Source organism: Gammaproteobacteria bacterium (assembly GCA_028817225.1).
GTDB lineage: Bacteria > Pseudomonadota > Gammaproteobacteria > Poriferisulfidales > Oxydemutatoraceae > Oxydemutator.
The window spans coordinates 1-13310 of the sequence record JAPPQC010000056.1; the positions used below are offsets into that span (position 1 = coordinate 1).

At 65.2% G+C, this 13310-nt stretch carries 16 protein-coding genes and 1 pseudogene; 12 read left to right on the forward strand and 5 right to left on the reverse strand.

The window, feature by feature from the left end; genetic code table 11:
* The 3 genes from OXU50_07995 to OXU50_08005 all read right to left on the reverse strand — a co-directional run.
* Positions 1 to 257: cbb3-type cytochrome c oxidase subunit I (locus OXU50_07995; GenBank protein MDD9869811.1), on the reverse strand; the 257-nt coding region annotated here is incomplete at its 3' end.
* A 62-nt stretch (positions 258 to 319) separates the two neighbouring features.
* Positions 320 to 940: a Yip1 family protein gene (locus OXU50_08000; GenBank protein MDD9869812.1), complete on the reverse strand. Its 621-nt coding sequence runs from the start codon at positions 938 to 940 to the stop codon at positions 320 to 322.
* Between the two features lie 33 nt (positions 941 to 973).
* Positions 974 to 1447, reverse strand: a complete 474-nt coding sequence (locus tag OXU50_08005) for a c-type cytochrome (GenBank protein ID MDD9869813.1) — start codon at positions 1445 to 1447, stop codon at positions 974 to 976.
* 191 nt (positions 1448 to 1638) lie between these two features.
* Here OXU50_08005 and OXU50_08010 point away from each other — a divergent pair, with 191 nt between their 5' ends.
* The 5 genes and pseudogenes from OXU50_08010 (at position 1639) to OXU50_08030 (ending at position 6158) form a co-directional block, all read left to right on the forward strand.
* Positions 1639 to 2103, forward strand: a complete 465-nt coding sequence (locus tag OXU50_08010; protein ID MDD9869814.1) for a DUF2244 domain-containing protein — start codon at positions 1639 to 1641, stop codon at positions 2101 to 2103.
* A gap of 118 nt (positions 2104 to 2221) precedes the next feature.
* Positions 2222 to 2926: pseudogene (gene coxB / locus OXU50_08015) on the forward strand (cytochrome c oxidase subunit II).
* A gap of 87 nt (positions 2927 to 3013) precedes the next feature.
* Positions 3014 to 4588, forward strand: coding sequence for a cytochrome c oxidase subunit I (gene ctaD, locus OXU50_08020; GenBank protein ID MDD9869815.1), 1575 nt, complete (start codon positions 3014 to 3016; stop codon positions 4586 to 4588).
* Between the two features lie 139 nt (positions 4589 to 4727).
* On the forward strand, positions 4728 to 5279 hold the full coding sequence (locus OXU50_08025) for a cytochrome c oxidase assembly protein (GenBank protein MDD9869816.1): 552 nt from the start codon (positions 4728 to 4730) through the stop codon (positions 5277 to 5279).
* A 9-nt stretch (positions 5280 to 5288) separates the two neighbouring features.
* Positions 5289 to 6158 carry a cytochrome c oxidase subunit 3 gene (locus tag OXU50_08030; protein MDD9869817.1) on the forward strand — a complete coding sequence of 290 codons (870 nt, stop codon included), beginning with the start codon at positions 5289 to 5291 and terminating at the stop codon, positions 6156 to 6158.
* Here the strand turns inward: OXU50_08030 and OXU50_08035 are convergent.
* Complete coding sequence (locus OXU50_08035; GenBank protein MDD9869818.1) at positions 6146 to 6391, reverse strand: twin transmembrane helix small protein; 246 nt, start codon at positions 6389 to 6391, stop codon at positions 6146 to 6148. The two genes, OXU50_08030 and OXU50_08035, sit on opposite strands and share 13 nt — an antisense overlap.
* Before the next feature lie 42 nt (positions 6392 to 6433).
* On the opposite strand from OXU50_08035, the gene OXU50_08040 reads away from it, so the two are divergent.
* From OXU50_08040 to OXU50_08070, 7 genes are read left to right on the forward strand one after another with little or no spacing between them, the layout of a single operon-like run.
* A complete protein-coding gene (locus OXU50_08040) occupies positions 6434 to 7159 on the forward strand; it encodes an SURF1 family protein (GenBank protein ID MDD9869819.1) in 726 nt (241 codons plus the stop codon).
* A complete protein-coding gene (locus OXU50_08045; protein MDD9869820.1) occupies positions 7156 to 7962 on the forward strand; it encodes a hypothetical protein in 807 nt (268 codons plus the stop codon). Before OXU50_08040 ends, OXU50_08045 begins: the two co-directional genes overlap by 4 nt.
* Position 7963: 1 nt before the next feature.
* Positions 7964 to 9130 (forward strand): COX15/CtaA family protein, encoded by a 1167-nt coding sequence (locus OXU50_08050; protein MDD9869821.1) that lies wholly within the window; start codon positions 7964 to 7966, stop codon positions 9128 to 9130.
* Positions 9127 to 10041, forward strand: a complete 915-nt coding sequence (cyoE, locus tag OXU50_08055; protein MDD9869822.1) for a heme o synthase — start codon at positions 9127 to 9129, stop codon at positions 10039 to 10041. Before OXU50_08050 ends, cyoE begins: the two co-directional genes overlap by 4 nt.
* Before the next feature lie 5 nt (positions 10042 to 10046).
* Positions 10047 to 10391 (forward strand): EamA family transporter, encoded by a 345-nt coding sequence (locus OXU50_08060; protein ID MDD9869823.1) that lies wholly within the window; start codon positions 10047 to 10049, stop codon positions 10389 to 10391.
* A gap of 37 nt (positions 10392 to 10428) precedes the next feature.
* The gene (locus tag OXU50_08065; protein MDD9869824.1) at positions 10429 to 11616 is read left to right on the forward strand and encodes an ATP-grasp domain-containing protein; all 1188 of its coding nucleotides are present in this window, start codon (positions 10429 to 10431) and stop codon (positions 11614 to 11616) included.
* A complete protein-coding gene (locus OXU50_08070; GenBank protein ID MDD9869825.1) occupies positions 11613 to 12416 on the forward strand; it encodes a PIG-L family deacetylase in 804 nt (267 codons plus the stop codon). The genes OXU50_08065 and OXU50_08070 overlap by 4 nt, the downstream gene beginning before the upstream one ends.
* A gap of 18 nt (positions 12417 to 12434) precedes the next feature.
* On the opposite strand, the gene rpoH is transcribed toward OXU50_08070, so the two are convergent.
* Positions 12435 to 13304, reverse strand: coding sequence for an RNA polymerase sigma factor RpoH (rpoH, locus tag OXU50_08075; GenBank protein MDD9869826.1), 870 nt, complete (start codon positions 13302 to 13304; stop codon positions 12435 to 12437).
* Positions 13305 to 13310 lie beyond the last annotated feature (6 nt).

The following is a 13310-nucleotide window of genomic DNA, read 5'->3' on the forward strand; positions in this document are numbered from 1 at the left end:
TGCCAGCCGATGAACACAAACCACGCAACGCCGGGCGCGAACAATGTGCAGTGGCAGGTGCGCTGCACGCTGTAGAACGAGGTGGCAATCAGCGCCGAGCCGCCGAAGCCGAAGATGACGGCGGTCGTGTGCACGGTACGCAAACGCCCGAAGGTCAGCCACGGCAGGTCGGCGTTCAGGGCCGGCCACACCAACTCGGCGGCCAGATAAACGCCGGCGGCCATGCCGAACAGCGCCCACGCCATCGCCGCGGCGATGAAGGCGGCGGCGACGGTGTCGGTGTAGGGCGCCGGTGCGGCGGCGGGCGCGGCGGTCACGGTCAGATGCCGAGCGGCGGACCGAAGCCGTTGACCCACAAAACGACGATGACGCCGAGAAACCCGGCCACCATGACCAGCAGCGCGGCAATCATGGACGAGGCCAGCAACATGCCGCGCTCGGCGTCCATCGCAAACGCCACCGGCACGCCGCGGTAGAGCAGCAGCGCACTCCACAGAAAGGCCGCGGTGAAAACCAGAATGTTCAGCACCAGCGACGGGTACAGATGCGCGATGCCGCCGGCCATCAGCGGCGTGCCGGCCACCGCCACCAGCGCAAAACAGGCGCCGGCATCGGAGTTGGCGCCGGCGTCGCGGTAGGTCGGCAGCATCCAGCGCAGGAACAAACCGGCGAACACAAACCCGGCCAGCAGCGCCGCGTAATAGGCAATGCTGACCTGCAACGCCAGCGCCGCCGGCAGCGCCAGCGGCTCGCCGCCGGCCAGCCAGCCGAACATGCGCGTGCCGAAAAACGCGCTGACCGGCGGCGCCAGCCCCAGCCACAATGCGTATTGAAAAAACACCGCCGCCGCGCCGGGCCGGCGCTCGGCGATGCGGGTGAAAACCGACTGCGGGCGAAACAGAACCTGCGGCGCGAGGGTGAGGGGGAAGGAGGCGGCCATGCGCTGGTTTTGCGTCAGATGTCGCGTCGGATGTCAGGGAACGAGGCCCGCCGCCTCCAGCATGTAGTCCACGGTTTTCCGGATGGCGTCGTCCGACAGGTCAATGCGCCCGCCCTTGGCCGGCATGTTGCCCTTGCCGTTGATGACCGACTGGTAGAGCACCTCAAGGCCCTGCGCGTAGCGGGTTTGCCATGCGGCCCGGTCTTCCAGGCGCGGCGCCTCAAGGACGCCGGCGGCGTGGCAGGCGTTGCAGGCGGACTGGTAAATCTGCTCCGGCGTCGCCTCGGCCATCGCGTCGGCGGCGGGCGTCATTGCAACGGCGGCCACCTCGCCGACATTGACGCGGCTGATGGGCGCGATGCGCTCTTTCGTGCGTTTTTCCATCGCCATGTCCATCGTCTCGTCTTTTGACGACAGCCCGATGGCCAGAATAAAGATGAAAACGACAATCGCCACAACCGCCGCCAGCACCGCCGAGAAGTTGTTGATAAATTCCTGGTCTTCCATTGCAAGATTCCTGTCTGAATTGGTGTCAATAAGCAAGCCGCCATGTGCGCCTGCCGGGCCGCTGCCCGCAACACGTTTGGAACCCCCCATTCTACAACAATTCCCGCGCCGGTGCTGCGCGCGCCGCCCAGAAAGATGATATAATCCCCGATTGCGGGCGCGCCGCCGCCTGCCGCGCAAAATCAAGACCGATGGAAAACCCGGCACAAAACACCTCGCAGTTTGTCATCCGCCCCAACCTTTCGTTGTCGCGGCGCGGGAATCAGTTGTTTTTTCTTACGCTGTTTTGCGTTTCCTTTCTGATTGCCGCCGCGTTCGCGTGGTTCGGGCTGTGGATGATACTGCCGTTCGCTGGCCTTGAAATGCTTTGTCTGGGCGCGGCGCTTTATTATTGTGTGCGGCGCCTGTCGCGGCGCGAGACGGTGGTCGTGGATGGCGACGAGGTGCGGGTCAGCGTCGGCCATGAAAAGCCCGAAAAGAGCTGCACTTTCAAGCGGGCGTGGGCGAGCGTGGTGATGGCGCCGCCGCGTTTTCAGGGCGAGCCGAAATCCCTGTGGATACGCTCGCACGGGCGGCAGGTTGAGATTGGCTCTTTTCTGAGCGAAAATGACAAGTGGAATCTGGCCAGGGCGCTTGAGCGCGCCATCGCCGGTTAGAGGAACAAAGAGGACCTTCAGACAAATGACAGCGCAACTCATGACGGCGGCGCGATGGCTTGCGGGCGCCGCGGCGGCGTTGCCGCTGGCCGCGCTGGCCGAGCTTCAGCCGTACAACATGCCCGTCGGCGTAACCGACATCAGCCGCGAGGTGTTCGGCCTGCACATGCTGATTTTCTGGATTTGCGTCGCCATCGGCGCCGTCGTGTTCGGCGCCATGCTGGTTTCGCTGGTGCGCCACCGCAAATCGCGTGGCTACGAGGCGCAGCAATTCCACGACAGCACCACCGCCGAAATTGCATGGACGGTCGTGCCGTTCCTGATTCTGGTGGCGATGGCGGTGCCGGCGACGCAGGTGCTGATCAAGATGGAAGACACCGCAAGGGCCGATTTGACCATCAAGATCACCGGCTACCAGTGGCTGTGGCACTACGAATACCTCGACCAGGACATTGACTTCTACAGCGCGCTGTCAACGCCGCGCGAGCAGATATACGACTTGCAGGCCAAGGGCGAACACTACCTGCTGGAGGTGGACAACGAACTGGTGCTGCCGACCAACCGCAAGGTGCGCTTCCTGATTACATCAAACGATGTGCTGCACGCCTGGTGGGTGCCGGATTTCGCGGTCAAGAAAGACGCGATTCCGGGTTTTATCAACGAATCATGGACCGAGATCGAGGAACCGGGGGTGTACCGCGGCCAGTGCGCCGAACTGTGCGGACGCGACCACGGCTTCATGCCGGTCGTGGTGCGCGCGGTCGCGCCCGACGAGTACGAACGCTGGCTCGCCGACCAACGGGCCGAACAGCCGCTCGCCTCGGCGGAAACCCCGGCGGAAACCCCGGCACAACCCTCGGCGGAGCAATAACTTGCCAATCAACGCATCAACATTTGCAGGAGTAACACGATGAGCGCAGTACTGGTTGACGACCATCATCACGACGGGCCTGACAGCGGCATCAAGCGCTGGATTTTCACGACCAATCACAAGGACATCGGCACGCTCTACCTGTGGTTTGCGATGATCATGTTTTTCCTCGGCGGCCTGATGGCGCTGGTGGTGCGCGCCGAACTGTTTCAGCCGGGCCTGCAATTCGTGGACCCGCAATTCTTCAACTCGATGACGACGATGCACGCGCTGCTGATGATCTTCGGCGTCGTCATGCCGGCGTTCACCGGGCTGGCCAACTGGCTGATTCCGATGATGGTTGGCGGCACCGACATGGCGCTGCCGCGGCTCAACAACTGGAGTTTCTGGCTGCTGCCGTTCGCGTTCACGATGCTGCTGGCGACGCTGTTTGTGCCGGGCGGCGCGCCGGCGGGCGGCTGGACGCTCTACCCGCCGCTGACGCTGCAAACCGGCGCCGCGCTGCCGCTGCTGATTTTCTCGATACACCTGATGGGCATGTCGTCCATCATGGGCGCAATCAATGTCATCGCGACGATACTGAACATGCGTGCGCCGGGCATGACGCTGATGAAAATGCCGCTGTTTGTCTGGACCTGGCTGATTACCGCCTACCTGCTGATTGCGGTGATGCCGGTGCTCGCCGGCGGCGTCACGATGCTGCTGACCGACAAGTTCTTCGGCACCAGTTTCTTCAACGCGGCGGGCGGCGGCGACCCGGTGATGTTTCAGCACATCTTCTGGTTCTTCGGCCACCCCGAGGTGTACATCCTGATTCTGCCGTCGTTCGGCGTTATCTCGATGATCCTGCCGACCTTCGCGCGCAAGCCGCTGTTCGGCTACAACTCGATGGTGTATGCGACCGCCTCCATCGCCTTCCTGTCGTTCGTCGTCTGGGCGCACCACATGTTCACGGTGGGCATGCCGCTGGCCGGGCAGTTGTTCTTCATGCTCTCGACGATGCTGATTGCGGTGCCGACCGGCGTCAAGGTGTTCAACTGGGTGGCGACGATGTGGCGCGGCTCGATGACCTTCGAGACGCCGATGCTGTTCGCCATCAGTTTCATCGTGCTGTTCACCATCGGCGGTTTTTCCGGCCTGATGCTGGCGATTGTGCCCGCCGACTACCAGTATCACGACACCTACTTCGTCGTCGCCCACTTCCATTATGTGCTGGTGCCCGGCTCGATCTTCGCGATCATGGCCGCGGTCTATTACTGGCTGCCGAAGTGGACCGGGCACATGTACAACGAGACGCTCGGCAAGTGGCACTTCTGGCTTTCGACGATTTTCGTCAACCTGACTTTCTTCCCGATGCACTTCACCGGCCTCGCCGGCATGCCGCGCCGCATACCCGACTACGCGCTGCAATTCACCGACTACAACATGCTGGCGAGCATCGGCGCCTTCGGTTTCGGCCTGGCGCAACTGCTGTTCCTCTACATCGTCGTGGCGACGGTGCGCGGCGGCGAGAAGGCGACCGACCGCGTCTGGGACGGCGCCGACGGCCTTGAATGGACGCTGCCGTCGCCGCCGCCGTACCACACCTTCACGACGCCGCCGAAAATTCGCTGAGCGCGCGGGCGGACGAATGGCGGATGAATGAAAGGGAAGACCGGCACAACCAGTCCGGCGGCGTGCGCAAGACCGCGCTGCTGCTGGCGTTTGCCGCCGCCGCCGTTTACGCGACCTTCTACCTGATTGTGGTGACGAGATGAGCGACAACGGCAGACTGGCGCTGAAACTGGCCGGCGTGACCGTGGCGATGTTCGCCTTCGGCTTTGCGATGGTGCCGATTTACGATGTGTTCTGCGAGTGGACCGGGCTGAACGGCAAGACCGGGCGCGCCGAAGTCGCGCAGGCCGAGGCCATGCCGGTTGACGAATCGCGCACCGTCACCGTCGAGTTTCTCGCCAGTCTGAACCAGTCCATGAACTGGGGCTTCGCGCCCGCCGTCGCCAGCACCACGGTGCACCCGGGCGAGATGCGCACGGTGCATTACCGCGTCAACAACCGCCACGACCGCACCGTTGTCGGCCAGGCCGTGCCCAGCGTGGCGCCGGGCGAGGCCGCCGCGTATTTCAAGAAAGTCGAATGCTTCTGCTTCTCGCGCCAGGAACTCGGGGCCGGCGAGGCGCGCGAGATGCCGGTGCGCTTCGTCGTTTCGCCCGACCTGCCCGACCACATTCACACCATTTCACTGTCCTACACCTTTTTTGATGTCAACCGGACCGCGTCCGCCGGCGGCGCGCGCGGCAACAGCTGAGGATTTCCGATGAACGCACAAACGCAATACTACATACCGCACGGAAGCCACTGGCCGATTGTCGGCTCGATCGCGCTGTTCTGCACTTTCGTCGGTTTCTCGGCCATGCTCAACGAACTGTCCTTCGGCCTGCCGCTGATGGGCGCCGGCATCGCGATTCTGCTGGTGATGATGTTCGGCTGGTTCGGCACGGTGGTGCGCGAGAGCGAGGCCAACACCTACAACGACCAGGTGGACCGCTCTTTCCGCTGGGGCATGTTCTGGTTCATTTTCTCGGAAGTGATGTTCTTCGCCGCCTTCTTCGGCGCGCTGTTCTACGCGCGGGCCTTTTCCCTGCCGTGGCTCGGCGGCGAGGGCGACGGCGCGGCGACCAACATGTATCTGTGGCCGGGCTTTGAGGCGCTGTGGCCGTCCAACGCCAACGGCCCGTCGCAAATCGGCGGCGACTTCCGGCACATGGGGGCGTGGGGCATTCCCGCCATCAACACGCTGATCCTGCTGACCAGCGGCGTCACCGTTACCTGGGCGCACCACGGCCTCAGGGCCAACCGGCGCCCGACGCTGATTTTCGGGCTGTTCCTGACGGTCGCGCTCGGCCTGCTGTTTGTCGGCTTGCAGGCCTACGAGTATTTCCACGCCTACACCGACTTGAACCTGACGCTCGGCGCCGGCATCTACGGCTCGACCTTTTTCATGCTGACCGGCTTTCACGGCCTGCATGTGACCATCGGCGCCATCATGCTGATTGTGATACTGGCCAGAAGCATCGCCGGGCATTTCACGCCCGACCGCCACTTCGCCTTCGAGGCGGCGGCGTGGTACTGGCACTTTGTGGATGTCGTCTGGCTCGGCCTGTTTTTCTTTGTCTATTGGCTCTGAACGGGCGCCGCGCGCTGCGGCGGCGGCACGATTCCGTGCGGCTGTATCCAGCCGGCCAGGTAGCCGAGTATCAGCAGCGCGAAGGCCGCGATTGACAGCGTAATCCTGACTTTCAGCGCCTTCAGCGTGCGCCCGGTTTTGCCCCTGTCTTTCAGCAGGTGGAACAGTGCCGAGGCCATACTGCCGATGATGACGGCGAACAGCAGGAGAATGACAATCTTGATCCAGGACATCGTGCCCAGCATAGCACGGCCCGCCGCCCGGCGCGCGCCGACATGAAACTGTTCCGCCTTGAATTTTCGTTGCTGGCGCTGCTGCTGACGATACTGCTCGCCAGTCTGTTCATCGGCCTGGGCCGCTGGCAACTGGATCGCATGCACGAGAAGCAGGCGATAGACGCCGAACTGCTTGAACGCTCGCAACTGCCGGTGACGGCGCTGCCGCGCGACCTTGAACAACCCGAGACGTGGCGTTTTCGCGCCGTGTCCATCGAGGGCGAGCCGCTTTCGCAGCGCCAGTTTCTGCTCGACAACGAAGTCCGCAACGGGCGCGTCGGCTACGCCGTGCTGACGCCTTTCGTGCTCGGCGATGGCCGCGTCGTGCTGGTGGACCGCGGCTGGGTGCCCGTCGGCGGCTCGCGCAGCCGACTGCCGCGGGTGGAAATTCCCGAACGCCGCCGCGTCGTCGAGGGCCGCGTTTATGTGCCTTTCGGCGAGCCGTACTCGCTCGGCGACGCCGGCGCCGGCGACGCGCCGTGGCCGCGCGTTATCCAGTATCTGGACTTCAACGCCATCGCCTTGTGGCTGAAGGCGGATGTGGCGCCGCTGGTCGTGCGGATGGACGCCGAAGAGGAGGACGGCTACCTCAGAAACTGGTCCGAACTGCCGTTTTCCGCCGACCGCCATCTTGCCTACGCGGTGCAGTGGTTTGCGCTGGCGCTGGCGGTGGTGGTGGTTTTTGTGCTGCTGAGTTTCAGCAAAAAAGCGGCGCGATGGTGGTGACGCCGCAGGCGCTGTCGCGCCTGAAACTGGCCGCGCTGATGGCCGCGTTCATCGGGCCGGTGCTGGTGGCGGTGGCGGTTTATCTGAACCCCGGCGCGTGGGCGCCGCCGGCGTCAAGCCACGGCGAGATTATTGAACCGGTGATTGTGCTTGATGAATTCCGGGCCGAGGTCGTTGGTGGTGCCGCTGCCGATGGCAGCGCCGATGCTGGCGATGCCGTTGGTGCCAGCGATGTCGGCAATGTTGGCGGTGCCGCCGCCGATGCCGCTGTCGCTGGTGCCGGCGATGCTGGTGATACTGGTGATGCTGGCGGTGCCGCCGATGCCACTGGTGTCGCTGGTGCCGGCGATGCTGGCGCCGTCGCCGGTGCTGCTGCTGGCGCCGATGCCAGCGGTGCCCATGCCGGCGCGCTGGACGCCGGCTTTTTCCGCGGCCACTGGACGCTGCTGCTGTGGGGCGGCGCCGACTGCGGCCTGGACTGCGAGGCCGGTCTTTTCAAGATGCGCCAGGCGCGCCTCGCGCTCGGCAGGCACCGCGGGCGGGTACGCACCGCGTACCTGCTGCCGCCGGGCGAGCCGCTGGATATTCGCCCGCCGCAGTTGCTGCGCCGTCATCCGCGGCTGGCCGTCGCCCGCCTGGGCGGCGATGCGCGCATTGTGCGCGCGCTGTCGGCGCTGGCGCCGGCGCGCGTGTACATCGTTGATCCGCACGGCAACCTGATGATGGGCTACGCCGCCGACGCAACGGCACGCGGCATCACCCGCGACCTGAAACACCTGCTGCGCGCCTCGCGCATCGGCTGACATGACATTGTTTGACAGACTGGCGAGGGTGTCGCTGGTTGTGGCGTTGGGCGTTGTCGTGCTCGGCGCGTGGGTGCGGCTGACCGATGCCGGTCTTGGATGCCCCGACTGGCCGGGCTGCTACGGGCAGTTGCTGGGCGTTCCCGACAGCGTGCCCGGCGCCGAACGCCCGCTTGATACCGGCAAGGCGTGGCGCGAAGTGTCGCACCGCTATCTGGCGGGCCTGCTCGGCCTGCTGATTTTTGCGCTGGCGGCGCTCGCCGTCATCCACCGCCGCGAGCCGGGGCGCCGTCTGTGGCTGCCGCTGGCGCTGGCGCTGGCCGTCGTCGGGCAGGCGCTGCTCGGCATGTGGACGGTGACCTTGCTGTTGCAGCCGCTGGTCGTCGTCGCGCATCTGCTCGGCGGCTTTGCGATTCTCGCGCTGCTGTGGTGGCTTTGTCTCGACCGGTTGTTCGCGCCGCCTGCGGAGGCATCCGCAATGGCGTTTGCAAATGCGCCGCCTGCGAAGACATCCGCAATGGCGTTTGCAAATGCGCTGTCTGCAAAGCCGTCCGTGATGGCGTTTGCAAAGGCATCTGCGAAGACATCCGCAACGCCGTCCGTCGAGCCGCTTGCGAAGGCGTTTGCCAAGTTGCCCGCGAAGACATCGGCGCTGGGCGCGGCGGTGATTGCCGGTCTGGTTCTGCTCGGCGGGCAGATTGCGCTTGGCGGCTGGACCAGCGCCAATTACGCGGCGCTGGCGTGCCCGGATTTCCCGCTTTGCAACGGGCAGTGGTGGCCGCAGGCCGACTTCGCCGACGGCTTCCGCCCGCGCGCCGCCGTCGGCGTTGACTACGAGCACGGCGTGCTCGAGAGCAAGGCGCGGGTCGCGGTGCACTTTGTTCACCGGCTCGGCGCGCTGCTGGTGACGGCATATCTGGCGTGCCTGCTGGCGGCGGTGTGCGCGGCGCGCCGCGCCGCCCGCAGGGCCGCCGCCGCGGTCGCGCTGCTGCTGGCGGCGCAGGTCGCGCTCGGCGTGTCCAATGTGGTTTTTCAGTTGCCGCTGGCGGTCGCCGTTTCGCACAACGCGGTCGCGGCGCTGCTGTTTCTGGCGCTGCTGGCGCTGGCGCGCGTGATACAATCATCGCCGCCTGATTCTGCCCCCGCTTCCGCCCGTACAGTCCGATGACGCCGACCTCCCCCGCCAACCTCGCCGACAAAAGCCTCCGCGGCGCATGGAAAGATTATCTTGAAGTCTGCAAGCCGAAAGTGGTGGCGGTGATGCTGTTCACCACGCTGGTCGGCATGCTGCTGGCGGCGCCGGTCGCGCTGCCGCCGCCGACGCTGCTGACGGCGCTGGCGGGCATCGCGCTGGTCGCCGGTTCGGCGGCGGCCATCAACCAGGTCGCAGACCACCGGATTGACGCGGTGATGCGGCGCACGCGCGCAAGGCCGCTGCCGGCGGGGCACCTGGAGCCGCGCCGCGTGCTGTGGTTTGCGGCGGTCATCGGCGTTGCCGGCGCGGTGATGCTGGCGCTGTGGGTCAACCTGCTGACGGCGGTGCTGACGGTGCTGTCGCTGGTCGGTTACGCCTTTGTCTATACCCGCTATCTGAAGTACGCGACGCCGCAGAACATCGTCATCGGCGGCGCCGCCGGCGCGACGCCGCCGCTGCTCGGCTGGACCGCCGCCACCGGCCAGGTGGATTTTCCGGCGCTGCTGCTGTTTCTGATTATCTTCGTCTGGACGCCGCCGCACTTCTGGGCGCTCGCGCTCTACCGCAAGGACGAATACGCCGACGCCGCCGTGCCGATGCTGCCGGTGACCCACGGCGAGGACTACACGCGCCTGCACATCCTGCTTTACACGCTGCTGCTGGCGCTGATTACGATGCTGCCGTTTGTGACCGGCATGTCGGGCGCGATTTACCTGTTTGCGGCCTTGCTGCTCGACGCGGTCTTCCTGTATTACGCCATTTCGCTGAAAGTCACGCGCAGCCGCGACAAGGCGATGGAGACCTTCGTCTTCTCCATCATCTACCTGCTGCTGCTGTTCGCGGCCCTGCTGCTCGACCGCTACCTGCTGCTGCTTTCCGCCTGAACACCATGACCTGGCTGAAATACCTCGCTTTGCCGCTCTGCATACTCGGCATCTCTTCGGGGCAGGTTCTTTTCAAGTTGTGCGCGGCGCGGCTGAAAGACGCCGGGCTTGTCGGCCTCCTCGGTTTTGAACTGTTCTACGCCACCATCGCGTTGTATGGGGTCGTGACTTTTCTGTGGATATGGGCGCTGCAGGATATCCCGCTGTCGCGCGCCTATGCGTTTCTGGCGATTTCGTTTGCCGTGGTGCCGCTGTTTTCCCGGATTTTTCTGGGCGAGGCGACGCCGCCCTTGTTCTGGGTCGGCAGCGCATTGATTGTTTCGGGGATTTTTCTGGTCGCGCGGGTATAAACCGGCGCCACTTTTCAGTATCCGGGTTTTGGCGCGAATGGAACCGGAAGAGGCCGCCGCGGAGAACTTCGGCGGGGGCGGGGCTTGTGTGGTGGTTCCCGACGGGCACTGGCCGAAGGCGTTGCCGGTGATTCGTGCGCTGGGCAAGGGCGGGCTGGATGTGTCGGTGTGCGCGCAGACGCGGTTGTGTCCGGCGTTGTTCAGCCGCTGGAGCGGGCGGTTGCGGGTTGTGCCCGGCGCCGGGGAACATCCCGAAGAGTGCGCGCAGGCGCTTGCGGCGCTGTGCGACGAACTGGCCGCGCACGGCGGCCCGCCGGTGCTGGTGCCGATGGAAGAGGAGTCCGCCGCGCTTTTTTACGACGCGCGGTTTCGCGGCAAGGCGTTGTTCCTGATGCCGCCGCGCGCCTCTTTCGACATGGCCTGCGACAAATTCAGGACCTTCAGCCTGGCGCGGCAACTGGACATTCCGGCGCCTGAAAGCCACTACCTCGCGACGCCGGACGACCTGCTGCATTTCCGCGACACGCACGGCGGCGCGGGCCGCGCGTGGGTTGTCAAGCCGGTTCGCTCTTCGGGCGCGCGCGGCGTCCGCTACGCGCTGCCTTCAACCGCGGCGGATTGCGAGGCGTATTTCCGCTCGTTCGGCGCGTGTCTTGTGCAGGAGCGGGTCGGCTCCGGCTTCATCGCGGTCGGCACCAGTTTTCTGTTCGACGCCGCCGGGCGCCGCGTCGCCGCGTTTTGCCATGACCGGCTCGACGAACATCCGCTGACCGGCGGCGCCAGCACCTACCGCATCAGCAGCCACCGCCCCGGCCTGCTGGCGATGGCGGAGAAACTGCTGGGCGCGCTGTCGTGGCGCGGGCTTGCGATGATTGAGTGGAAATACAATCCGGCGACGGAAGACTGCGCCCTGCTGGAAATCAACCCGCGGCTGTGGGGCAGCGTTGAATTGCCGGTTCGCGCCGGCGTCAATTTCCCGCTGCTTTACGCGCAGGCGTGCCTCGGGCGCGAGACGGCGCCGGTCGGCGAATACCCCCGCGGGCTGGCGTGCGGGTGGCTTGCGGGCGCGCTGCTTAATTTTTTCAGGCACGGCAGAAAGGTGTCGCTTGATTTGCCGCGCTACCAGGAGTGGGACGCCTCGGACATACGCGGCAGTTTGTCGTCGGTCGTGCTGCCGCCGCTGCAATATCTGCACCCCGTGTTCCGGAAGAAAACGGCGCGGTGAAAAGTTTCAGCCTGTTTCTGTTCGCCCACCAGGACGACGAGTTTCTGGCGCGGCCCTTTATCCGCGAGGAAATGGAGGGCGGGCGGGCGCCGCTGTTTTTCTACCTGACCGACGGCGAGACCGGCGCTGCCGACGGTTTGCGAAGAAACCGCGAGACCCTTGCCGCGCTGGCACACGCCGGCGTGGATGAAGAGGCTGTGTTTTTTGCCGGGACGCAGTGCGCGATTCCGGACGGGCGGTTGTTTCGGCATCTGCCCGTGGCGTGGGAGGCGCTGCTTGCGCGCCTGGACGAGCATCTTGGCGGCGCCCGCGTCGGGCGCATTGTCACCCTTGCCTGGGAGGGCGGCCACCACGACCACGATTGCGTGTCCGCCATCGCCCATTGCCTGGCGGCGAGACTGCCCGGGCACCCGGAGGTGCTGGAGATACCGTTTTACAACGCGCGCGGCGTGCTGCCGGGGCTGCCCGGTTTCAACGCGCCCGTTCCCGGCACGCCGCCGGCGCGGCGCAAGCGGGTGCGTTTCGGGGAGTTTCTGGCCGTGTGCCGGAGCGCGTGGTTTTACAAAACCCAGTTTCGCGCCTTCTGCGTGCTGCTGCCCTTTTTTGTTTTGTCGTATTGCCTGAAAGGCGGCGTTATGTACCGCGAGGCGACGCCGCCGGATGCCGCCGCGCGGCCCCATCCGGGCGTGCTGTGGTATGAGAAAAGATACCGGGTGTCTTTCGGCGAGGTCTCGGAGAAAATCCTCGAATTCCGGAAAGCCGCGGCGCCTGGCGCGGCACCTGAACGGGCGGCGTTGTGACGCTGTTTGCCGGCGTTGTCAGTCGGCGATGGCGTCGCGCAGTTGGGCGATGGCCTGGCTTTCTATCTGGCGGATGCGTTCGGGCGACACCTTGTGGCGTTTCGCCAGTTGTTGCAGCGTTGTCTTGTTGTCCGACAGCCAGCGCGCCTTGATGATTTCCAGGCTGCGCGGGTCGAGTTGCTTCATCGCCTCGAGCATCCGCCCGTGCTGGTATTCGTGCCACTGCGCCCGCTCCAGTGAATGCGCCGGGTCGGTTTCGGCGTCTTCGCTTTTCAGGTAGTCGGCGGGGGCGGCGCGGTGTTCGCCGTCGTCGCCCGGGGCGGGGTCGAAACTGACTTCCCTGCCGTTCAGGCGGTTTTCCATTTCCAGCACATCGGCGGGTTTGACGCCGAGGTCTTTCGCAACCTGCTCGACTTCCGCGCGGCTCATCCAGCCGAGGCGCTTTTTCTTGCCGCGCAGGTTGAAGAACAGTTTTCTCTGCGCCTTGGTCGTCGCCACCTTGACGATGCGCCAGTTGCGGATGATGAATTCGTGTATCTCGGCGCGTATCCAGTGCACCGCGAACGACACGAGGCGCACGCCGATGGCCGGGTCAAACCGCTTGATGGCCTTCAGCAGGCCGATGTTGCCCTCCTGCACCAGGTCGCCCAGCGCGAGGCCGTAGCCGAGGTAGCCGCGCGCCACCTGGATTACGAAGCGCAGGTTGTGAAGCGCCAGTTTGCGCGCCGCCTCGACATCGTTTTCCTCGTGGTAGCGAATCGCGAGGCGGCGCTCTTCCTCCGCCGCCAGCACCGGCACGCTGTAGGCCGCCGCGATGTAGGCGTCAAGGCTGCCGACCGGCGCCAGCGCCGTCGCCATCGGGTCTGTTTTTATCAGTTCCTTGTTCATTGGTCT